The organism is Rosistilla ulvae, from assembly GCF_007741475.1.
Lineage (GTDB): Bacteria > Planctomycetota > Planctomycetia > Pirellulales > Pirellulaceae > Rosistilla > Rosistilla ulvae.
In genome coordinates, this window is record NZ_CP036261.1 from 3,897,738 (window position 1) to 3,922,978 (window position 25,241).

Consider the following 25,241-nt stretch of genomic DNA (forward strand, 5'->3'; position numbering starts at 1 on the left):
ATTCATCGTCCACGGGGCGAGCGGCAACCTAGGTAACGACGGACGTGACCCGGCTATCGCAGCACGGTTTGGGTTCAATGCTCACTTACTCGTCCCAACGGCGTTCAGCGCTTCGTTGATCGACTTATGGCGGCCCCGCAGCGTTGTCACTCATCTCGGCCGGCCAATCCAACGGATCCGCTACCGCAATCCCTGTGTACTCGGAAAGTGCATCGGCGATCTGTGTCATGGAGCGCTGGCGTGCGACTTGCAATCGTTGCTCCGTTGCATCATCCGAACGATAACCATCGCAAGGAGTGTAATGGGTCGAAATATAACCGATCATGTTGGCGGAACGAATTGCGGAGTCCCTATCCGTCACGACCGCGTATTCGTCAGCCCAGCGGTCCAACTCACGGATCACGTTGCGTTGGTGTTCACCAACGATGCGACGATTAAGACGTGGCCCCCCGATCAAGCAGGCGATCACGATCGCAACGATAGCGAATCCGGCGAAGATCAACCGTCGGTATTTCGTCAAGATCTTGCGCTGGTTAACGTTGGCCATCACTGGGCACGGTGGGTTGGTTGTCCATGTCAAATACGTCAGATGACGTGCTCCAGCGCATGCCGTGGTAACATCACGGCACCTGGAAACGGTGCCAACAGATTGTCCAGCATGTCTAACACTGCATAGGGATTGTAGATGACCGAAGTTGGGCGGAGCAACTATTGACGCGTGCAAGACGCGCGATTTGACGACGAAACAGACGAGAAGTTAGCCCCAATCAATTCGCAAACGTCAACCGCTCGAACTTCCAGACCGAAGGGGATGCCGACGGATTTGAAACGCAGAGGCGCAGAGAGCGCAGAGCAGGAACTCGACAAGGCTCTGCGTCCTCTGCGTTAATATTTTGCAAACGTTGGTCACCATCGACGCGGAAGACGCTTGGCGGCCAAAGTTCCATTCAACAGCGTCGCTAGTAATTTGCGGTTCGTAGCGTAACGGGAAGGTCTAAGGTGTCAGGACTTTCCAGAAATGGGGCCGTTAAAAGAGGCCTGACACCACAGATACATCTACCGCATGGTTGTCCGCCGCATGCTATTGCATGGAATGGAGGCCAAACATATTGCCTTCGGTATCGATAGCAAGCGCAAACGCCCCAAATTCCTCGATGCTCATCTTCGGGCTTTTGATCTTCCCGCCGGCCGCTTCGACGCGTGAAGCTTCGACAGCGCAATCGTCGCAGCCAAAGTAGACGATCGTGCCGCCGGATCCCGATTCAAACCCGTCCATCTTCATCAGCGCTCCCGACGCACCGGGGCGTTCAATGTCGAGCGGAAAGGCCATCATTTCCATTGCCGGCACAGGGGCTTCGAGCTTGTTGAGCTTTATGCCAAGCACTGTCTCGTAGAACTTCGTAGCACGGCAAATGTCTTGCACGTAGATCTCAAACCAGCCGACGGGATTCGTTTGCATTGTGAACTTTCGAAAGTACTTGAAGTCGAGGGAGCGTGCGCAAGGTCAATGGTCCCTGCACACCGTGATACCTTAGGCCTCCGGAAGAATCCTGTCGCCTTTGATTCGTCCGAACCACGCGACATAAGGGGGCGACGGTTTTGAAACGCAGAGGCGCAGAGTTGCGCACGCGACAGGGCTCTGCGCTCTCTGCGCCTCTGCGTTAAAGAAATCGGCACAACAATTGGTGAACATTAGAAGCAGTCGAAGCGAATGATGAAGGGCGAACCAGGACAAGACTGTCAGGTCACGGTGATAAACAGGGGCGTTCAAAGAGTCGTGGCACCTTTGATTCATCTAGGATTGTTGAATGGAGTCAATCCCGCGTGGCCCGTATTGGCGTGTTGAGATCATTTCCCTTTTCCCGTGGCGCAATCGTGATGACACGGCCGTAGATCGAGTTGGGGCCATCTTTTTCACCCGCATAGTGAACCATAAACCAATCGTTGCCAGAGAGGTGCGTCATCCAGGGATAGCCGAAATCTTCAACATCGGGAGAGGTAGTCAGGACACGGTTCTCCTGCCATTGAAGCGTATCTCTCTCGGCTTGCCACAGGTTGATCCGATTATCGCTAATTCTTTCGGTCTGCAGCGCGTAGAGCCGATCAGGTTGCGTCGGATCGGCAACGATGAAAGGGCTCGGATGGACCGCCTTTTCGTTCCCTTGGATGACACTCGGTCGAAATTGCCAACTCGCGCCTTGGTCATCGCTGACGAATTGATGGTAGGCATGGGCAGCGTTTTCGCGAACTAACCCAACCAGACGCCCACCCGAGAAGATGAAAGTTGGTTCAAAATATTTCCTTGTGGAGATCGTCTTCGCCGGCCCCCAGTTCTTGCCATTGTCTTTGGAATAAGCGATCCACAGACCCTCTCCGCGTGGCTTTCGGTAGTGGCCGCACGCCGCCAGACCTTCTGCCGGAACCTGAAATAGATGGCCGAAGACCGATCCCGTTTTGCTGTCTCCAATCCCGGACGTGTCGGTACTTTTCCAGGTTCTGCCGTGATCCTCGGATCGCCAACCGTAGATATGGTTGCGAAGGTCATCCGTGAAAGCCATCGCCATCAGAACGATGGCACCATCCTCGGCTTTCCCAATAGCTAGGTTGGCAGCATGCTGATACCGCATTGTGTTGTCAAAAGTCTTCAGCCCGTGAGGCGATGTGAAACTGTACCGCCATCGTTGGACACCGACACGGCGGGCAAGCGTCACCATTGACGTGTTTCCTCCCCGCGATGTAGGCGACGACAATGCTGCCATCATCCGCTTTGATGACTTTTGGCTACGATAAGTGACAATACCGGGCGTCTTCGGGTGCCGGTACCATGATCCGAGTGGGACTGCCCTCACCCGCGACCGCCGACTAGCCGCCCATCAATGGCACTGCAGCGATTATCAATCCGGTGAAAGTATCAAGCTTCAATTGGCAAGCCTCATTGACACAACAACGGGTGGAAGAACTGGCCCGCCGCAGGTGGTGCTCCACTAGAAAAAACGCGACCGGCGGATCCGCGTTCAATCCATGGGTAATGGCTTGGGTGCTACAAGAACCGGTCAACCACATCGCCAGGAATCATACCGCTTGCTGTAAAATGCGACGTTAATCCCTCGTGCTTGAAATCTTCAAAGGCCTTCAGGTACCAATTGGAGTCTGCGGCGTCGTCTGTATATTCCTCGTAAACCTTGACATCGCCGAACTTACCATCCGGCCACGTCTCGATTCCGAACACTTTGCCGTTAAACGTCTCAAATCGTTTCAAGGCCTTTAAAAAGTCTCCAGCGGAAAAATTTTTCATTGATGCGGTGTCAAATCCCGAATTTAGGTCTGTGAGGTCGTGATACACAAACTTGTTTAAGAACTCTTGCTGCGCGGGTGGGATTGCAAGGCCCATCGCCAAAGCGAGCTCGTCCCGTTGCGATAGGTAGTTTGCTGCGTCGCGGAAGTCAGCGTACCTTTTGTCAGTGAGAAATGTAGGAATATTGCAATCGTCAAGAAGACACGGTAGCACTTTCACTCGCCGCCCAACGATTTCCTGCGTCAGGGCTATGTTGACTTCCTTTTCCACCCAAGCTGATTTGCAGGAAGCTTGGCTTAACAGGACGATCAAGAAGTCAACATTGTCAATTCCCTCAGAGATCTTTTGTATCAGAGAATCGCCTACACGAATTTCTGCTTCGTCGATCCATACTTTTGTTCCGAATGCACGAAGGTCGTTTCCGATTCGGCGTGCGAACGGCTTGTCGGGTGATGAGTGACTAAGAAATACGCCGGTCATTGGATTCTTCAAGCATAACTTTTGGCATTACCGTGCCGCCACGGTTGATGCACTATTTGAAAACGCTTTGTCTGCGGCTCCGCGTTGATGCCTTTGCTATCCAACTACTCAATCATGGTCGAATTGGAGAGGATTGTGCGTTCTGCGATGAACCTTAGTAACGGGAGTTCTTTTGCCAGCTCGTGGTCGTCCGCAAACGGCGTGTACTTTGCTTTTTCGCCATCCTTGCTGTGCACGAGCGCATTGCGAGTTGAATAGATCCTTTGGGCAAGGGCTTTCAAAACCTTGTCCTGATCTGCATCATGTAACTCGACCTCCGGGCCATTAGAAAAACGAACCTTGTTGCCCTTGTAGTACGGAACCAAAGAATCGTCGTAGGCATCTAGATCATTGACGAGTGCCGTAAGCTCGACAAATTTCTTGAGTGTTAGCCGTAAGGCTTGTTCCTCTGAGAAGGTCACCGTGTCATTCTGTACCTTGAGTGATTTCCGAACGGTCTTTATCAGGTCGCGAATGTCTTTCTTTCGGCGGTAGGAAAACGAAGGGGTTGTTACTTGATTCTGAACGGCCAAGATCAGATCGTCGTGAAACACCGCCTCGTAGAAATGCTCCAGCGTATGGTAGTGGGATAGATATTCTACAACTGGATTGTCAGTCGATACCGCCAGAAGATAATGGTGAATCAAATCTGGGTTGTATGTACGCCGAGGTGGATCAATTTCGGCGGGACGATTCCGGCGCATCCGAGAAATTCTACCTGCCCGCGCGTACCCGTCCATTTCTCGCTGTGGGACGAGTGCAATATCAGTGTTAAAGGCAAGCTGAAACAGGAAGGCATTCGCCAATGTCGACATGCGGTTGACTGTTGTTTTTGAGTCGCACTGAATGTTAACCGTTTTGATTCGCAAGTACGCACGCGTAAGAATTTCGAAGATCGAGACTTGGGAATCACTCTCCTGCATCATGCGATCAAGCATTGGCGCAGGGAAGCCACGCATGAAAAGCCGAGGGTCGGAATGTTGCGATATTTGATGCAGAAAGAACAGGACGTACCCATCTGACGGACTTGCCACTGTGTATGTGACCCCGTTGTCATCGTCTCTTACGACGAGCGGATCACCACGAAGCGACCGGGAAGGGCCGTATCCTTCTTCACGAACAAGGATTTCAAGGTGCTTGTCGTCGGTAAGCCACAAGTCAGCGAACGTAGATTTTTCAGAAAGTGACGGGATCACGATTCCTAGGTCCGATTTGGTGATCGAAACACTGTGCGGAGTTCTGGAACCAACCGGAAAGGAATAGCTGTGTTCTGTCTCAATCGGTTCACACCGAAACGCGTTGGCGAACAGTTGAACGGCAAGCGATTCATCCATGTCAAGCTTCTGTGGGATAACTATCTTGTTCATCTGCACGTCCGGGCGGGAATATCGGATTCCCACCTGTTTTCACCGGTCGTGGCTGAGAATCAATGCGACGCTTGCGAACTGATACTAAGCCCCATGCGGCGCGTTAGGAAACTGTTTGTCCCCACCTGCCTGAGTGACTTGCAACAACTTGCCGTTTGCTGCTTCTCTGGCGGCTATTCTTGCCCGTTCTGGGGGCGGTGTCAACATTCGGCGTTCAACGTCCAGGTCAAATCCGTGATTCGAACCGGCATGGCAGAGGCAAAGGTAACCCGACGCGTAGGCGAAGAATTCACGGGGGACTCGCTTACGCATCGGGTTACCAATCAATGCCCAAAGTAGACCAGTGTTTTTGCCTTGGTCCTGGGACTTTGCTGCGCGGTGATTAGATTTCCTGTGCCTCGCGTTGCAGCGTTCAAGGTCGCCTAGTTGTTAAATTCTCCCAGAGCCGTGTCGATCAACTCATGCCACTCTTCCTGCGATGTCGGCTCATCGTCGGTTAATGCAGCATCCACCGCATCGACGGGGATCGATCCCGAATATCGGTTTGCTGTGGGGGTTGGGAACTGAGTTGCTTTGTCGACTCGCAAGAAACTGGCCGACGATTCTTGATCGATCCATTCAGCCTCTTCAAACGCATCCCGCTGGCTACTGTCGGCAACGGGGGGCGTGATTGTCTCGCTTGTGCTGTTGTGCAGTTGTTCCGCGTTCAGAATGTTTAGCACTCGCAGGGCATCGATTGGCGTTAAGCGTTGGTCGCCGTTGACGTCGAGCAGCCCTTCGGATTCGGTGCGTTGCGCTGGCAGCGACTGGAATGTGCGAGAGCGTAGGCCGTCGAGTATCAAGTCGGCATCGACCGCAGTGACCATGCCGTCTTGATTGACGTCGGTTTGATTGATCGCGTTTTGCCAAATGCTTCTGTCGGAGTAGGCTCGCAGGGCAAACGTGGTACTCGAATATTTGACGGGCGTTCCTCGATCGATTGCGGTCACGATAATCGACCACGAACCATCGCTGGGGATGTGAGCCGCATCGAATGAAAGGTCGTGTGGATTAAACGATAGCCAGCTTGGCAATGGCGATCCATCGGTCAAACGTGTCTCGTAGATCAATGAATGGTCCGAATCGCTATCGACAAATGGGTCGTCGGCAATATCAAAAGTGAACCGCTCGCCCACGGTTGCAACAAAGCTTGGCAGTTCGTCGACCAATTCAGGGGCCGCGTTGTTTTCTGAGACGACAAGCGGTGCGCCAGCGAAATTCAGGCGGGCGAGATTTGATGCCGTGGGTGTTGCAGCCACCTCAAAGGCTTGAAACAAGTACTCCTGCCCAATCGCTGACAACGGGATCGGTACGGTTCCTGTTGCGTTGCCGTTGGCATCACTGGTTGCAATGATCGTGACCGAAGGATCCGCAATGCTCAGAATGACTCCGAATTCCGATAGCAAGGTGAGTCCCGGTTCATAGCCCCACGCGAACATAATTGAGCTATTGGGGGTGAGACCGGATGCTTCGAACCAGACGCCTTCGGCAAGAATGGAGTTGAAGACAATGTCAGGGTCGTTGTCGATCGCCAACGGGTTGCCCTGTCGCGCGGCGTCAGCTGCCACGTTCTTCAGCAGCGGACTGAAGACTTTGCCTACGGTCGCAAAGACCAGTTGCTTAAGTCGTTGCAGTGGAGCCTGTTTGGGTAGATCGTCACCACGTCCTCGCGCGTCGTTGACGCCTGAACCACCATCGACCGTGTCGTCGCCACCGTCGCCGCCATAGACTAAGTCGTCGCCCTCTTCGCCGTAAAGATCGTCGTCGCGATGTTGTCCATAAAGCAAATCGTCTCCCAAGCCACCGTAAATCACATCGTTGCTGATTTCCGACATGCCGCCATCACGACGGTATTGCGTTGCGAGTTCAAAGTTCTCACGCCACAGATAGTCAAATTCAACAGCTCCAGGATCGGGATAATCATAGAGCAAGTCGGGCGTCTCGGATAAATGGATCGTGAGAATCGCAAGGCTATCGCCCAAGATCACGTCGTCGCCAGCGTCGCCATGCATGACGTCGTTGCCCGCCAGTATCTTCACTTCCTGCGAAGTGCCACCGCGGTGGGCAAATTCTGGATGCGTGTAGCGTGCGTGCAGGTCGTCGAAGTCGAATTCGTGGTGCCGTTCGACCAGGAAGTCATGCACGTCATTCAGTAGATCGGACAGGTTGTTGTCCAGTTCACTCGATTCGGCTGGAGTCGAAGGGTTCTGCAAAACAACGGGATTGATCAAGATGCCGAAGTCGCCGATCAAGGTATCGTCGCCCAGATCGCCGGCAATCGTATCGTCGCCGATTTGCAATTCGTAGCGATAATCTGCGATGATGTTGGCCAGTGTCGATTCCGCAATCGTCCGTGAATCACGATTGTGATCCGTCGCGATATGCGATGTCAGGCCGCTGTGCACTAACGCCTGTTGTGCGGTCAGAGCATCGCGAGCCGCTTGCCACACCGAGGCATCGATCGGTGAATCGAGCTCGACTTGATCGAGCCGCTGACCATTGACCGCGGGCGTTAGGATCGTCCCCCGGTCGCCGATCACGAGGTCATCGCCTTGCTGACCGTCGATGGTATCGTTTCCGATCAGCAAATCATGATGATCGTGATCTGCGCCGCTACTGATATTCGCTGCGATCAGTTGATTGAGGACTTGATAATGCGCTTCGAACAGCACGTTCTCTAGGTCGATTGCCGCATGCTGCAGATCGCGTAGAGACTGATGCTTTTCGAGACCGGCATCGACGAAGTCCGACTCTTCAACGGGCAAGCCCGTGACAAACGAAGCGACGATTTGGCCATCGTCACCGATGATTTGGTCCGCTCCATCGCCACCAACGATATTGTCTCTACCGATTTCAATCGTCTTTGTAACGGCGACTTGATGGATCGCGTGTTGAACGTGGTCGAAATCGATCGCCAGGGTGCTGAGTGTGTGCTTGACCGCGGCCAAAGCATCTTGAGCGTCGCTAGCTGCGGCATCGATCTCCGATAGCCCCGACTTCAGTGGCGAGAAAACGCTACCGTTGTCGCCAACCAACAGATCATCGCCATCGCCACCATCGATCGTGTCGTTCCCCGGAAGCACCGACTCGTGCCCCACAACAGCGGGAACGATTGCCAACATGGGGCTGATCGAGGTGCCGTCGGGCAATGTTAATGGCCCCGCACCGACTTGATTCAGCACGGCGTCGGTTACGTCGGGCAGAGTATTGGCCGAGCTGAAATCGATATCGAAGGCCGAATTCAGATCCATCACTTCGGGATACAAAGTCGCTGGATTCATGAAGGCCCAACCGCACGAATCGGCTGTCGTCAGAGTATGTTGCGGAGCTGTCAGGCCCGATAAACGGATGCCATTAAAGACATGGGGCAGATCGGTTTGCATCGGCGACAGGTTCGATAGGCCGTCACCAAAGACCGAATCATTGCCCGCGTTGCCGCTGAGGTTGTCGTTGCCACGTTGTCCGATCAAGACATCATCGCCGTCGTCGCCAAAAATCGTGTCGTGGCCGGCGGGCTCGAAGTCCAACAGCAGCAGCGAGGTCCGCCAAGCGTCGTTGTCCGGCTGCAGCGCTCGCGATCCGTCGGAATTGTAATTGCCGGCCAGCACGACCATGTCCGCTTGCAAAATCTTCGCCGCCAGATCGGCATCGATCGAGCGGAGCGGTGTCGTATCGAGATCGATCGTTCCGACCAAAGTCGCCGTCTCTTCCAGATAGACTTCGCGATGCGGCGTGCCATCGAGATTCAGACGTGCGGTGCCATCGGCGTTGAGTGTGCGATGGATGTATCCAACATCTCCCAGCACGATGTCGGGCCCCGCTCCGCCACGCAACGTGTCATCTCCCAGACCGCCGATGATTTCATCGTCGTCCGCTCCGCCATCGATCTGATCGTTGCCACGCTGGCCGTGAAGAATGTCACGTCCGGCGTCTCCGAAGATCGTGTCGTCGCCAGAAATCAGATCGATATCATCGAAGCGTTGCACTTGGCGAATCGCGTCGGCGTGCGGCGCGGGATATCTGTCCCACGTTGTTGGCGAAACGGTGATCTCGGTTCGCAGAATCAAGCCGTTGTCGCCAAGCACCACGTCGGAATCGTTGCCGCCATGGATCGTGTCATTGCCATCTTTGCCGCCAAGGACATTGTGACCGCCGGTGATATCGTCGTCGCCATCATCCCCAAACAGGATGTCGTCGCCTTGCTGGCCCAAGATAAAGTCATCGCCGGCGTCGCCATGAATCGTGTCGTTGCCACCGCCATCCGAATCGCCAGTGAAGATCGACAGCACCGGTTGGTTAGCCGAGTGCGGCGCGATGTCGATCGCTGTGCAATACGATGCCGGATCGTGATTGATGACAAGCGTGTTGTCCAAGCGGCCATGATCGCCGAGCAAGATGTCGTGATCGTCGCCACCCAAAATCGTGTCTCCACCGGTGCCGCCCAGCACGATGTCTTCCCCGCCGCCGCTGAAGATATGGTCGGCGTCACCGATGGTCGGGTCGATGGATTCAAACAGCGTTAGCGAACTGGTAACACCCGCGACGACAAACGTCGCCCTGCCGTGATCACCCAAGATCAGGTCGTTCCCGGTATCAGGCCCCAGTAGAGCGAGCGTCGTTCGATCGATGTTGATGAAGTCGCTGCCGGCTCCACCGAAGACGATGTCGTCGCCATCGCCCGAGTCGATGTTGTCGCCAGCCCCTTCCGATGAATCGCTGGTGGTGATGTCGACGAGGATGCCAGCAGCATCGAAGTTAGCAACCCCGTTATCGCCGATGATGATGTCGCGCAAGCTGCCGCCACGAATGTCGTCGGCTCCGTTGCCGCCAAACAGAATGTTTAATGCGTTACCCGCCGCAATGATGTCGTCGCCACCGATCGCTGGCGTTGCGGTCGAAACAATTGAAACGATGCCGGTGACGTCGTCGAAGATCGCCACTCCTTCGTCGCCGACAACAATGTCTGGTTCGTTGTCGCTACCGGCCAACAATTCGTCGCCACCTGCGCCACCGAAGATGATCTTTTCACCAGCGCCGGCGGTGATGAAGTCTTGGTCACCGCGGTTGGCAGCATTGGTTTCAATCCGGACAAGGATCGATTCTCCGCTGGCGATATCGAATTCGGCCATGCCGTTATCGCCGACGATCAAATCGTTCCCAGATTCGGGCGTGAGCGGATTGGCATCGCGACTGAAGTTGACGTAGTCGGTCCCGGTGCCGGCAAGAATGATGTCGTTGTCGTTGCCGCCTGAAATCCGATCGCTGCCGCCGATTGCCGGCGATTTCGTGCGAACCTGAGCGATCAGGCTCTTGAATCCTGCCGCTCCAACGGCGGGGACCGAAGTGCGGTCGATCGAACCGTTATCGCCCAAGATCACGTCGTCGCCGTCTTGGCCGTCGATATCGTCGTTGCCGGCACCGCCCAGGATCTGATCGCCACCGAGACCGCCGATGATCGCATCGTTGCCCCCTTCGCCGTCGTTAACCGTCAGAATCAAGTTCGCTTCGCGGCGAACGCCATCGGTTTGATCTTCGGGATAGGTCGAAATGCGGTAAGCGCTTGTCGCGTCGAGCGTCTCGGTGAAGTTCGGCGAAATGGTTAGCGACTTGTCCGTATTGGCTGTGATCAACCGCGGCTGTTGCAGGAAGCCGGTTCCGTTGTTGATGTCGACAAAAAGACCGACAAGTCCCGAGTCGAAGCCATCGGCCTCGGGGAAGTCGGCTTGCGAGTCACGCAAATTTTGCGAGATGTTAAAGTCACCGTCGACCGTGCCTGTGATCGGTGCCGGGGCGGTCCCCAGACGCGTGACGATGGAATAATTCCCGTTGAGGTCCTCTTCGCTGAAGAAGTCGACGCGGCCTTGATCGCCAAACAGGATGTCGTCGCCACTGCCGCCGGTAATCGTATCGTTGCCAAGTCCACCAAACACGACAACGCCTAACGTCGAACCGCTTGCGTCGGCGATATCGTTTCCGTCTTGTGCGTTGATCGCCAACGAACCATCAGCGAGTTTCTTGATCGCGTAGGTATCCGACGTATCGGGCAACTTTTCCCACACGCCGTCGAGCGTCAACGTGTCGTCGTTGTTGCCGAGGATCGTCCGGACCTGCTCGGTACCGGTTCCCGGATTGATCAGCAATTTGTAGCCGACCAAGCTGTCCGTCGTGCCGAACGATCCGCTGGCGTCTCGCAGCGTGGCGAAGGAAGACTGTGTAGCGTTTGTCGACGAGGAGACGTTGCCAGAGGTGACGATTTGGTCGGCTGCATCGACATCGACCGTGATCGTATCTCCCTGAACACCGTTCCAAACAATGTCGTTTCCTGTGTTCAGAAAAGTCCAAGTTTGGAAAAACTCGACTTCTGGTGTCTCCAAATCCTCGGGACGAGTGTGAGTCCCCAGGACTTGGAAATTATTGTTGCCGCTGCCGAGATCGATTTGCAGAACTTCAAGGTTTCCATACGTGATCCCGCCGGCTCGCAGACGGTTTCCGATGGTGACATCCGGCCCCATGTTCAGGCCCCACAAGCGATTGGCGGTCAGGAAACCGTCGCTATCTGCAGGGCTGTCCTCGTCGTGGATGAACATGAAGTCGACAAGCTCGGCTTCGTTCACGAAGAAATTGAGACTCTCCGACGTGATCGCGTAACTTCGAATCAGATCGTCGTCGCTAACATCAAAGGCTTCGTTGGTCGTCAGAGTCACCACGTTGTCCAAGCGGGTTGCCGCCGAGATCAAGCGGAACTGTCCAACAACCGGATCGTTAGGATCCCCCGTGGTGACGCCGGTGATCTCGATCGTTTTGCCCACCAATTCACCGATGTCGCTAAGATCGGTCTGTAGGCCTAACTCTGTTTTTTGAGCTGCATCTAACGTGAACTGAACGCTGGTTCCCGCAACGGTATCGACATTGCCGGTGCTCTCTTTGACGTTCGTCTCGTTGGGCAAAGTCACCGGAGGACTAATACCGACAAGCGATCCCTCGCCGCCGGCGCCATCGACAACGACAGGCCCAAGGATCTGGCTGAGCGTATTGGGACCGTCCGCAAAGACCTTCGTATCGCCACCATCGACGACCGCATCGTCCTTGGCACGGACGCCGATTCGTACCGGAACATCCCAATTGGATTGAGTAAACGTAACGTAGAAGTTGCCGTTGCCATCGCTGACCATTCGTGGGCCGAGGACTAAATCATAATCGAACAGTTCGACTTGAATATCATCGGTGCGAATGCCGCCGGTTCGCGTTGTCTTGGTGATGTCTGGCGTTACAAGAATCTGCACGCTGCCGCCGCCAACACCATTGTCTGGCATCGCGGTTAAGACCACTTCGAAAAGGTCTTCAAACGGAGAATCGCCGGTATGAAAGGATTCAGGGATTTCGTTTGGCTTGGTGGGGCCGTCGACTTTCGTAACTTCGATCACGTCGGTGGAACCACCCGTTTCACGCACCAAGACCGTCGGTGCGTCGACATCATTGATCTTCGCAACAATTGGACGCGTGAACGCACCGGCAAAGCCAGGATCAGTGTAGGTGTATGAGACCGACAATCCGTTGCCCACGACCGTCGTATATTCGCCGTTGGCGCGGAAGACGATCTTGTTGCTGACGATTTCGTAAACAGGAGCTCCCGACGAGCCAGCCTTGGGAGCATTGATCGGGTCGTAAATCGATAGGGTTTGGCTGTTGTACGTTACATTCGAAATGGCAATCGGCTGTTGGATGAGCCCAACAAATTCGACCGGCGCGTCGCTGGAAATGATGAACTGATCGGTCGTTGCCAGCGTTCTGTCGGCGTCACTGGCGGTGCTGATACCGCCGCCGGCGAGATCGCTGATCACAAAATCGATTTGGCTGGTGTGGAATCCTTCGCGCAGGCCATCCGCCTCGGCGACAACCCGTACATCTTGGAACTCGCTCCAATTCGCTCCGAACGTGAGCTCGTTGTTCGAGATCGGTGTGCCGTCGAGGTTTTGCAGCTCTAGCTGTGCTCCTTCATAGACAAGCTTGACGTTCACGACGCCAACGGGAGCTCGCGTCAGCCGCACTCGGACGACATCTTGTTCACCCAAGTGGTCGCCATCGCCACCTTCGATGACAGCGGTGACGGTGTCTGAATCGGCGACATCACCGTTCTGATAGCCACGCGTTTCATCGACGATCAAACCCGCTTTGTCGTTGTCTTTGATCTCGACCGAAACACTGGCAGTGGGAAGCCCATCGTAACGCGTGATGCGATAAAGGGTTTCGCCAGCGACGGGATTTGTCCGCCAAGAGCCGTTAAGAATCAACGTGTTGTCGTCAACGGTGCCAAGGATCAATCGTTCTTGTCCCGCCCCGGGGCCGCCGATGATTTGCAGCACCGCACCACGCAGCCCTTCCACGCCGTTGCTGGTCAGTCGGAAGTTCGTGTCGATGTCGCTAAACGTCGTTCGATTATCGAGCGTCGGCAGGAAGTTCTTGTCGGCGGGCAATGCTGTCGGAGATTCATCGATTGCTGTGACACGGCCCACGATCGCATCGTCGATGCGGATTTGGTAGCTGCTGTCCGTATCGGGCATATCGCTCAGCAACCACCCACGATCGAGTGTCAGCGTTAGGTTTGCATCACCGACGGAACCGGTCACACCCGTGATAAATCGACTCTGTCCGATCCCCAGTCCATCGATGATCGTGACCTGGCGTCCAAGCAAATCGTCGGGGCTGCTGAGTGCAGCATTTCCGGCGATCGGATTCGTAATGGTGAAGGTTGGATTTGTGGCGTCGATCGCTGGATTTCCGCTCAGCAGCGTCCCATCCAAATCGATCGAGAAGTTACTTGTGGTGTTTGGCACGCCGGTGCCAGCGAGCCAAGCGCGGTCGACAGTCAGCTTCATGCGGCCGTCGACAAGCGTGGCATCGATGATTCGACGAGTCTGAATCCGACCGTCGTCGAGGGTCACCGTAACATCTTCGCCCAGGAATTCGAAGAACCGACGGTCGGTATCGATCGTGAACGTCGGGCTTCCCACCAGACCGACCGGCTTGCCCTCGAGGGTGGCGACCACGGAGGTTACCAAGTGATTTATAACTGCCGAACGAACACCTTCGAATGCAGAATCGTCGTAGGTAAAGCTGCCGTCGTAAGGAACCGCCTGCTTGATTTCGGGGCGAGTGAACAATTGGCCTGTATCGGTTTGGACCTCGGAGTCGGCGAGGATCTCAACACGCTGTGGGATGTACCAATTCTCCGCAGTAAATCGCAACGTGAGTGCCGATCCGTCCGCCTTTTCGTCGGAACCGGCTGGTCCGCGCAACCGGAACGCCAAAGCCCCCATTTCTCGCTGATCGGGCGTTAACAGAGGTGCCAGCGCTTTTACAAAGACATCAAAACCAGGCATCGGTGCTCGGGACAGAACGACATCATAGTAGTCCAGGAAGTTGGATGTCGAATCTTCCGTGATGATCGTCGATCCGTTGCTCTCACGAATCACAACAAACGGTTCGTCATTGTCCGCCACGTTCGCCGAAACGCCATAAATGGTGAGCTCCTTATAGCGTACGTCGTCCGAGTAGGTGACGTCGTTGGCGATGATGCCGCTGTGTCCCTTCAAGTCGTTGCTGACAACGGGCGGCGTATCGCCGGACATGTTGAACGTATCTTCGCCCAGTCCGCCGAACAGTTCGGTAAGGAACGTTTCGCCGGTACTCTCGACGAAGAAGCGATCGTTCCCTTCGGCGCCGTCGACACGCAACGATTCGATATTCGTAAAGTTAATCGTCAACCCGCCACCGAAGACTCCGCCATCGGTCACGACAAAATCGTCCCCGAATTCCGTGCCGATTACGATCAACGTGTCAAAGCCATCGCCGCCATTGATGTTTACCGGCGCGTTCACGGCATACTGAACCAAGTCGGCTCCTGCGCCGCCGCTGATGTCGGTCCGTTCACGCTGCGGTTCTTGAGATCCCGCCAGAGCGAACGCGCGGACTTCAAAGTTGTCGTCCCCTTCATCACCGTTCAGCGATAAGACCGCACGGTTGTGGAAGACGATAAACCGGTCGCTTCCCAAACCGCCGTTGACCGTCAGCGGTTTGCTGATGCCGTTCGACAGGAATCCACGGGTTGTTTCGATGGTGGCAAAGACGTCGCCGACCGATACGTTTGCATCTTGTTCGTTCCGTTCCGAGCGGAACAACTGACCGATTTGGAAAGTGTCATCTCCCGCTTCGCCGTTGATCGTGATTTCCGCCGCCGTATCGTCGACAGCAAAATGGTCATCGCCAAGGCTGCCGTTGATCAAAATCCTTTCGACGCCCAGATAATTGATCCGTTCCACGGCGGGGTCGTAATCCAAATCGGTGATGTCGTGATCGGGATCGTTCAACATCGCAACAAAGGCGTTTGAGCCATCGGCGCTTGCACGCAGCAGAAAGTGGTCGTCATACAGCGTACCAAACGCGACGAACACATCGGTATCGGACGCTGGGCCACTTTCAAGGACTTGGATCAGCGAATTCGCTTTGCCCCCTTGGAAGTTGACATGGAAGGTGTCGTCGCCCGCTTCCCCGTTGAGGATATCATTGCCGTCGCGTGATTGAAGCAGGTCGTCATTGTCGCCACCAAACATCCGATCGCTGGCACCGCCACCATCCAACAGGTCGTTGCCAACTCCACCAAGCAGTCGATCGTTGTGCTGTTGGCCGAAGATCCGATCGGGGCCCGAACCGCCGTCGATCGTGTCGTTGCCAAGGCCGCCGTAGATCACATCGCCATGTAACACCAAATCGATTGCCGTCGTGGAACCGTCACCATAAATGGTGTCTGCGTCGCGGCCGCCTTCGATGGTGTCCCTGCCGTCACCACCGTAAATAGTGTCTCGGCCAAGACCGCCCAGGATAATGTCATCTCCCCAACCGCCTGTAATGGTGTCAGCTCCGGTGCCACCATCGATCGCGTCGTTGTCATCTCCGCCATCGATATCGTCGTCGTCGCGCCAACCACGGATGATGTCGCGTCCGATTCCTCCACTGATCGTGTCATTTCCATCGCCACCGAAGATCGTGTCATCGCCATCGCCGCCGCGCAGAATATCGTCGACGGGGCCGCCCTTCAGATAATCGTTCCCTTCATTGCCGTACAGAAGCGACCTTCCTCCACCAGCGATCAGGATATCATTCCCCAAACCACCGCTAAGCGAGGTCGGCAGCAAGACGTCCTGGCTGACAATCACGATGTCATCACCAGCGCCCGCGACGCCCGAGATCGATGCAACGTTGCGGAAGATTTTGTGATAGTTCTGCCCGGAGACGACAATATCTTGACGGTCTGTGTCGTGATTGTATTCGCCATAGGCACCGACATACAGCACGTTATCTGTGGGCAAGAAGCCGAGCGTTAACAGGGAAGCACCATCGAGGCTGCCAAGATTCGGCTCGATGAACGTTGGAATGTCGACAGGGAGGGTACGTCCTACGGTTATGATATTGATGCGAAGATCGACGATCGTCACAAACACTTTCAGTTTCGTGAAGAGATCCCAACGCACCTCGAAGCGGAATCCTTCGTCGTAGGCGTCGGCCGCCACGTGTCCCGCGTCGGTTCCAAATCCCGTCAGCGTATCGAACTCGCTCGCCCGTACGCGATACAGGCTGTCCGAGTTATCGGGGTCGTGGAGATTCCAGTCCCAACCGACCAAAAAAGTCAGCTCGGTCCCGAGTTTGAAGTTGAGTCCAAATTTCGAGTATCCAATGTAGACTCCACCGCCGATCCCTCCCAAAACACGTGCCTGGGGCTCATCATTCAGTAGTGAATTGGCATTGCTCGTGCTCGCAGCCCCCAGCCCGGTACTGTAGCTGAAGTTGCCAAAGTTGGTTCGCTCGTCACCGCTTCGATCATCGTTGACAAGCAAACTCGGGGTCGGTGCAATTCCCTCGCTGTCATCGAAGTAGAACCCCTCCACCAAATCGTGCGGATTGCCAGTCTTGCCGAACAACCCGAGACCTGTTGCATCCCAACCGATTGCAAAATCGGCCCGCGCTTCGAAGTTGATCGAGATGAAAGGCGTCGGCGCGATTTCTGTCAGCGGAATCGCATCGCACGTAAACCCGAGTCCTGGAACCTCGCAGAAGAACTTTTCTTTGCTCAGGGGAAAGTCTTGATACAAGGCGACATACAGCTCGGGCGTGCCGTAGTTCATCAACATGCTGTCGTGCTCGGCCAACTGCACCTCGACCAGATTGTAACCGTCCAGGAGAAAGTCTAAGTTTCCAAACCCATCGGGAATCAGGACACGTTCTTCGGGAAGGATGTCGCCGGTTGCCTTCACCTCGGCCCCATAGAACGTTGTATCTCCTAACAAAACGCCAAAAGCATTCCGTTCATCTTTGAGCATTGGAAAATCGATCGGATCGATTTTTGTCGTAAGCGCCAAACCGGCACCCGAGAGAACGCCATCGATCGCGTTGCGGCCCGGCAACAGTTGCGTCACGATAAACGAATTCGCCGCAGCGCCAGCCAGACTCGCTTGCTGCGGATCGCGAGCCAATGCCATGATTTGGCCGAAGATCGATCCTTTCGTACCGTCGGGGTTGGCCGCGGTAATCGACACCCCGTTTCGTGAATCGATCGTCTCGTCAACCACGCCACCGGTCTTGGTAATGGTGATGTAGGCGGCGGTTACGGCCGTGACGGTTGCGGTTCCATCATTCTCGTCGGTTCCTTTCACTTCAATCGTTTGCCCGACCTCGAAACCGTCGGTTTTCCAGGTCGCGAAATTCCCTGAAAATGTCCCGAACTCCACCGTCGGGGCTGTCGTGAGCCCGGCTGCATCGCCCCATTCAACCGTCAGGTGTGTCGCCGTGGCCTCGATAATCCGAAATGCTTGTCCGTCGTAAGCACTGGCAGCACCGCCAGGAGGTAACTGAGCATCAAACGTCAGATACATTTGCTCCTGGAACCCGTCTGCCAACCAACTCCCGCTCGCGCGAACAATCTGTCCCTCGCTCCAATTGCTTGGCAAAAAGAGAACTTCCAGCTCCGTCTTCGCACCGTTGCTGGCACGCCCGATGCGGCTGGTACCTGCTTCAAACGTTAAGGTCGAGGCGCCAGTTAAGGCAAGTGGTTTATCGTCGATGTCGCCGAAGAGTCTTGTGGGCGTATCATCCCAACCTCGCCGCGCATAATATTCTTCGAGCGACTCGTTCGCCGGTGCGACGACGTTCGCCGCATCGGAAACGGGCGCTATCGGCTTTGTCTGCGCAGTGTCGCGCGCCTTCTCGAAGTCGACGGTGAAGCCGCCGACGTCGATCCAAGCACTGCCGATCAATTGGTCAATCGGCAGGACCGCGACATCGTCCCACGGATTCGAATTGAATATATCGGAGAAGAACTCGATCAACGCATCGCGTTCGAACGGCGTTCCGCCATGAACGAGCTGCTTGATCGCAACCGACGCTCCCAGATAATCACCAACCTCCGCCTCGCCACCAAACGTTCCCGCCGCGGAAATATAGTTGGATCGCCCAAACAACAGCGATAGGATCGGGAACGCTTCGCTTTCGAGAAAGTTGGTGATCGGTTCAAAGGCTTCGAAGGCAACGTCCAGGCGTTGTAGGCCTGGACCGACAAAATCCCGCATGAAGCTGACGAATTCGAACTGCACATCGTCAAAGTGGATCTCGCCTTCGGTGCGGTTGTTCTCGGTCAAGAGGGAATTGTTAACGTAGAAATTCCAATTCGAGATCGTTAGCTCCGATCGATAGGGAGCGAAGGCAGATCCCGGGGGCAGCGCCGTTTCGATGTTCAATATGATGTCGCGGAGGTCCACCGGATCGTTGGGATCGGTCGTTATCGTCATCAGGTTCGACAGCGGTGCGGCTGCGAAGCCACCTGGAGGTGCCTTTTGCCTAGTGTTGATCCCTCGCAAATCGTTGACCGACAATCGCTCCTTTCCGCCGATGACATTCGGGTCCAGTAGATCAAATTGGAACGTCCCCGTCAGTTCCGATTCACCCGGAGTTGCATCCCAAACACGATAGGGCAGAATGCCCATGGTGGCATCGAAGCCGTGGAAATAGCCGATCGGATCGGCTTCGCTACTCTGATTGCCCGAGCTTGTCGGTGCGCCGGAACTTGCGTAGTTCAACGTGCCGATACTGGCGAAGACGTTGGCGACATTGCTCTCGGACGCTACCGTCTGTTCGACCTGGATTGTTTTACCATCGGCAGCAAGCGCCGCGATCGTGTAGATGGTATTGTTGTTCGCCGTGCCACTGAACTGCACGTGGTCGCCAATTCGAAAACCGTCGTCGAACCAGGTTCCCGTATCTCGTGAGATCGTGCGCGGTGAAGTGAACGTCAGGTTCGATCCTCCCGTCATCGAAACCTTGGATACGGTGACGTGGAAATCTTCCAACGGACCTTGCGACCGAATCTCTGCCGCATCCAGTTGATTCGCAAACAGCGTCAGTGTGGTTCCAGCGGTGTCGATCGACTTGATGACATATTCGCCTTCGTTAAAGACCTGCGAATCATCATCCGAATCGGCGACCTTGATGATCTGTCCAACTTTGAAGCCATCGAGAATCCAACTTCCGCGATCACGAAAGAGTGTGGGCTCCGGATTTAAAACAGTCGCGCTAGTAAACGTCAGTTGCGGATCACCAGCCATCGAAACGATAGACGATGGCAACGAGACGTCGAGACTGACATCGAGATCTTTGGCGAGATTGACGTCGATGTAGACGCCGTCCGCTGTGCTAATGCCTACTTTCAGCGGCAGATGGAAACCGATCATCACCTGGGCCAACGCGTCGATATCGAGCCCAAGTCCAGGGAGCAGCAGGTCCAAGGCAACCGGGAAATCGAGCAATTCGGGCGGCATCATCAGATCGAGATCATACTCAACGCCAACGACCAGTTCACGACCGCCGCTCGGAGTCGTCTTCTCGAACGTGGTCTGAACATCCTCGATATTGATCGCGCTATCCGCATCGTCACTGTCCTGCAGCCAGCCCAACCCGCCAGGCCCCAGTGCATCAAAGAGAGATTGGCGAATCGAGTCGGGAGTCAGCACATCGGACAGCAGCCCCAAGTTGTCCGTGACCGTATCGCGAATCTGCAAAAGGAAGTCGGATGCTTCGGCCAGTTGCGTGCCGACCATCGGGATTTCCAAGCCAAACAACGAAGTGTCAAGCGACTCATCGAGCTTGGTGAACAGTTCCGAAAACCCTAACTTGAATCCGTTCATCGAATCGGACAGCGAGAAGTTTTGCGCGAGCGAACCAAACCTTGGCCAATTCCCGGCACCTCCCACAAGGTTCGTCGTCACGCTGCTAGTCGATGGGGACGCAGGAGCATTCAAATCTCCAACGTTGACATTGATGACAGGAAAGATCGCTGTTGGTGCAGAAGCTGGAATGACCGAGTTGGGAAACTCCAGGGTGAATTGGGAATCGGCCTCTCCAGCAATGGACACCGACGTCCTTGAAGGCAGAGCAGCCGCCTTGGCGTGCGCCGTCGTCCCCAGAATCGCGTCGTTTATCAGGCCCACGCTATACTCAGCACCCGCTGTTGCGACTCCGAAACCATCTGTATCGAGGACAAAACTTCCGCTGGCGACATCGACCTGCATGCTACCGAACAACACGGGGAAGCTCAGGTTCTCGTTCTTCGCGGAGATGCTGAACGATGCGCCGGTTCCCGAGTTAGCCGCCGAGTCGCCGTACAGGAAGGGGGCTGGAACCGAAGCGTTGCTAAGGTCGATGCCGACATCCAACTTGATAGTGCCATCGGCCGTCACGTCCAACGGGCTGGCGGATGTGACATCAACGATCGATCCAACGGTTGAAAGCCCCAACGTGGAAAGATCGGTTCCCAGGTCGGAGATATTCAAGTTCAACGGATACGGAGCGTTCAAAATCGCATCGAGATCCAATCGCAGCGCCAACTTAAGATCCTGCGCTGCCGCGTCAAAACTCATCGCGGCTGTCAATGGGATCACGTCGTCGAGCAATGTATCTAACTGACTGGCAAGCTCTTGCAGCGTCTGCGGGTCCGCCTCGGCAAGTTTATCGATTTGCAGCTGGAACTTCGTGCCAAAGTCGAACAATTCGCCGATGCTAATCGGCAGACCTGGCAGATTCTCTGCGAGCTCGGATTGCGATTGCAGTTCCAGGAGATAGTCGCGGGCATCTCGAAGAGCCGACATCAGATCGTCGATCGTCAGTTCCTGAACAGCTTCCAGCAGCGTCTTCGTATCGTTGGCCGTTACGTTTTGGAACGTCGGATCAGCGGAAACGACGCTGATTTGATTCGAACCGGTCGACGTATCGGTCGAAAAATCGATCGTCGTCTGGATTTCCGCAGCACCGGCGCCAACAGAGTTTGTGATCACAACGCTAGGATCGGGAACAACATCGAGGTCCAGCTGCGCCTGACCGGCCACGACGGCAGCGCGACCAGCGATCAAAAAATTCGGATCGGAGAGCAGTTGTTTGATCGAACTCAGCGACGCTGGCAATGGCAGCGGAGTCCCCGTTGGACTCGGCTCTGGATCGCGTGGATCGATCGTGATGGCGGCGGTGAATGGAGTCAGCGTCGTGACGGTGCCGCCTTGGAAGGCTACCCCAAGTGCACCCCACTGTGCCGTCCCCGTTGCAGCGGCGGCATTCACGCTCAAGCTGGTAGAAACATGCGGCAACGATCCCGCATTCTCGGCAAGGTAAAAGTGCTTGACGGGTGTGTCGCCATGAAGCGGGTCGCCGCTGATGGTTTTGGCAGGCGCCGTCATTACAATCACACGTTCATCGGCGACCGGATCGTCATTGAGATCCGCATCCAACATCTCGGCGGGTTTTGCAAACAAATCACCCGCAGCAACGCCGCTGACTTGGAAGCTGCTGCGCGTGCCAGCTGCCGCGCGATCGACCAAATAGATCGCGCCGGAGTCGGCAAGGATTACTTCGAATTTCGCGGGATCGCCCGACGCGGCGGCCTTCAGCGAAGTCGGAATTGCGGCGCGGATCCGGTCGACGATCTCCTGTCCGGTTGATGCACCATCGAGATTCACGCCAAAGCTGCCCGTGCTCCCACCCAACGTGATCGTGATATCGGACGATGCATCACCGCTCAACGAAACCGGCATACCGCCAGCGACGTTGATGCCGGTCGTGGTACGAAACGGCAATTGAGCTCCCGCACCTGAAAGCCCTAAATCGGTCACCGTCGACGAACCGTTTAGCGCAGCTAGGATGAAGGTTGTCGGAATTCGAAAGTGCGTGCCAACCGATACGGCATCATCCCAAGGACCGTTCAGTGTCAAAACGGTGTTGCTGTTGCCAATGATCTGTCGACTGTCGACAACATTACCACCAGGCCCATCGAGTAGTTCAACGGTTCGGCCAACCAAAGCTCCGGCAATAAAGCCCGATCCGGTCAGCGTATTGTTATCGGCGGGATCGGGATCACTTCCCGAATCGACAATGATTTCGGCGGCGACGGTGCCGAGAATCGATGAGCCTGAAGTCGTTCGATCCTTCAAGACAAGACCATCGGTCTCGACCTGAACATCCAACTCCCAATCGCCCGCCACTCCAACGGTTCTGGGAGTGCTAACACCAGCGGTTTCGGCGGCGTCGAAGATCTTCGCAACCAATGATGCTACGGTCGCGGTGTTGGGGTCGAAATCGAGATCGACGGTGAACGAGGTACCGCTGCTCAGCTGCACTTGCATGTCGGCTGCGGCGACCGCATATGCGCTCGTCGCATCGGGGATTACGTCCCAAGGACTGTCGACAGTGATGGTGTCTAACGAGTTAGCGACGATGGTTCGCGACTGTCCGGCACCGGTCCCGGAAGTGATCTCGATCACGCGGCCCACCAATGCGTCGGTGCCACCAAATTCCGCATCGACATCGAACAGCATGACAGTCGACTCATCGACGGCCGTCTCTGCAGAATCAATAACTGGACCAGACGACGTCCCGGAAATCGATCCGACTGTGTTAACGCCTTCGCCACCATTAAGGCTGGTAACCAGCGCCGCTGCGTCCAACGGAGTACCGACGGTCGTCAGATCCATCTCGAACGGAAAGCTCATCGCAACCGCAGGGCTGGCGACGTTCAATTTGTTGGCGTTTTCAATCCCCGTGAAGGAACCAAAGTCGGATACCATCAGATCGTATTGCGAGTCGGGTAGCGTCTCGCTGATACCCAGCACGAAATGGATCGACTGATCGCTGTAGTTCACACCGCTGAGAACCGGCGCCGTAAGCGCAGTCAACTGTTGGATCGTCGAAAAATTTGCTCCCACATCGGGAATCAATGGCAATTTGTCAACGATCTGCTGATCATACAGATCGGCTAGGTCGAAGACGTCCGCGAACATTGCGCCGGTGTAAGGAACCGGAACCGCCAGAGCGGCTGGGCCAAAGATCTGCAGCAGCGAGTGGAAGTCATCGACAAGTAACGTTCGCAACGTCCCGGCATCCGTGTTGTAGAACGGTTCGATATCATCGAAGTTCGTTTTTGTGATGCTTGGCTCGATTGTCGAATCGTAAGCGCGCGCATTGACATACTGCAGCGATGCACTTCCAACGCCCGTGATTCCCACCAAGGGTGTCACATCCAAGGACATCGTCAAATCGTCCGAAGCGGTGTGGATCGTTTGGCCGAGCGTCGTCACGTCGACCGACGGAAGATTATTGGTGTCGACCGTGATCTGCATATCCAGATCCAGAGGTCCCGCTGCGTTAACACCTAGAAAACCAGCTCGCGCCTCAAAGTCCAAGTTTTCGTCGACCGTAGCGGTGACAATCATGTCGGCAGTATTAAAGTTTCCGATATAGTTGCCGGCTGCATCGACACCAATTTCGAACTGCCATTGAACCCGCGTCGTCAGATCGCCAAACAATTTGGTGTCGTCGGGCAGCGTCAACAGCGACTGTAGTTCGCCTGCGAAAACATTCAGCTCGACGGGACTGACGCGGCTAACATCCAGCGTCACATCGAGATTCATTCCGCCGCCGGCCAGCAGCGTTCCCGTGACGGAAACATCACCCGTCAACGGACCGGAAGAATCGGTGACATCGAGCGTTTTTACGAGCGAATGAAGTTTGGTGCCGCTGGACTGGCTTCGGATCTTGTCGACGACGTAGACATCCAGAATGTCAGCTAGATCCAGGAAGCCGCCGATCGTCTGGCCTGTGTCACTGTCGAGAAACGGCACGTCCTGTCCGAGCGGGCCCGTCTCGCTCAAGTCATCGACGGCGTCGACCAGGTCGGACAATCCGGTTACGAGCTTGCTCTTACCACTCGTTGGCGCAAACGCGTCTCCGTCGTCGGTATCAACGATCGACACGCTGCTTGATGCAGAATCTAGCTGGTACTGGTCGTTCCCCGCGGCACCCTTCAGCGTTGCCGAACCGTTCCATCCGGAAAGTTCAAAACTGTTGGTCCCATTGCTGCCGGTGAGTTCCGCGTTCTCGACGCTATTGAACGTAAACGTGGCGGCACCAGCGATTAACTGATTTGCAGAAAGTTGAAAGTCGTCATTCCCCGTCACCTCGGCAAATAGAGTATCGTTATTACCGCCCGCGTTGAACGTTAACGAAGCCCCAACAGGCAGCGCATTGAGTGACGAATCGAGATGCAGTCTGTCATCTCCATTGCCAAGATTGACGGCGATCTCCGACGCACTGGAAATCGTCATCGATTGAATCCCTGCGCTCGGGCTCAAGTCGTTATTCCAGGCGATTCCATCGGAACTGAATTCAAGCTTTCCGGCATCGATCCGCAAGTAGACCGCGTCAGTCCCGGCTGTCCCAACGAAGTTCACTTCGCTAGCGCTTATGAGGTCGGGTGTAGCGGCCAACAACAAACGGCTTTCGAGGCACTCAAAATTCGCTCGTCTTCGGTACAGTTTGTCGATTAACTTTGGCTTGCGACGGGAGCGTTTGGGTGATCGACGGGGCTTACTCTTCATGTCGCTATTGCCTGATGTTGTCGCAGCTTCGTTGGCGGGTCGAACGTTCCGCGAATG

Annotated in this window: 6 protein-coding genes; all 6 read right to left on the minus strand. The window is 55.4% G+C overall.

Features of this window, described 5'->3' with window-relative positions:
- Positions 1-124: 124 nt before the first annotated feature.
- Entirely contained in the window at positions 125-547 is a 423-nt protein-coding gene (locus tag EC9_RS13810; RefSeq protein ID WP_145346102.1) for a hypothetical protein, read from the minus strand.
- A 534-nt stretch (positions 548-1,081) separates the two neighbouring features.
- The gene (locus tag EC9_RS13815) at positions 1,082-1,459 is read right to left on the minus strand and encodes a VOC family protein (RefSeq protein ID WP_145346104.1); all 378 of its coding nucleotides are present in this window, start codon (positions 1,457-1,459) and stop codon (positions 1,082-1,084) included.
- A 355-nt stretch (positions 1,460-1,814) separates the two neighbouring features.
- Positions 1,815-2,762 (minus strand): sialidase family protein, encoded by a 948-nt coding sequence (locus tag EC9_RS13820; RefSeq protein WP_145346106.1) that lies wholly within the window; start codon positions 2,760-2,762, stop codon positions 1,815-1,817.
- Positions 2,763-3,040: 278 nt separating this feature from the next.
- The gene (locus EC9_RS13825; RefSeq protein WP_145346108.1) at positions 3,041-3,775 is read right to left on the minus strand and encodes a toll/interleukin-1 receptor domain-containing protein; all 735 of its coding nucleotides are present in this window, start codon (positions 3,773-3,775) and stop codon (positions 3,041-3,043) included.
- 104 nt (positions 3,776-3,879) lie between these two features.
- A complete protein-coding gene (locus EC9_RS13830) occupies positions 3,880-5,148 on the minus strand; it encodes a hypothetical protein (protein WP_145346110.1) in 1,269 nt (422 codons plus the stop codon).
- A gap of 455 nt (positions 5,149-5,603) precedes the next feature.
- Entirely contained in the window at positions 5,604-25,184 is a 19,581-nt protein-coding gene (locus EC9_RS13835) for a dockerin type I domain-containing protein (RefSeq protein WP_145346112.1), read from the minus strand.
- Positions 25,185-25,241 lie beyond the last annotated feature (57 nt).

Excerpts from the sequence above, each read along its gene's own strand:
- EC9_RS13810 (WP_145346102.1), bottom strand. The coding sequence starts at position 547 with ATGGCCAACGTTAACCAGCGCAAGATCTTGACGAAATACCGACGGTTG.
- EC9_RS13815 (WP_145346104.1), bottom strand. The coding sequence starts at position 1,459 with ATGCAAACGAATCCCGTCGGCTGGTTTGAGATCTACGTGCAAGACATT.
- EC9_RS13820 (WP_145346106.1), bottom strand. The coding sequence starts at position 2,762 with ATGATGGCAGCATTGTCGTCGCCTACATCGCGGGGAGGAAACACGTCA.
- EC9_RS13825 (WP_145346108.1), bottom strand. The coding sequence starts at position 3,775 with ATGACCGGCGTATTTCTTAGTCACTCATCACCCGACAAGCCGTTCGCA.
- EC9_RS13830 (WP_145346110.1), bottom strand. The coding sequence starts at position 5,148 with ATGGATGAATCGCTTGCCGTTCAACTGTTCGCCAACGCGTTTCGGTGT.
- EC9_RS13835 (WP_145346112.1), bottom strand. The coding sequence starts at position 25,184 with ATGAAGAGTAAGCCCCGTCGATCACCCAAACGCTCCCGTCGCAAGCCA.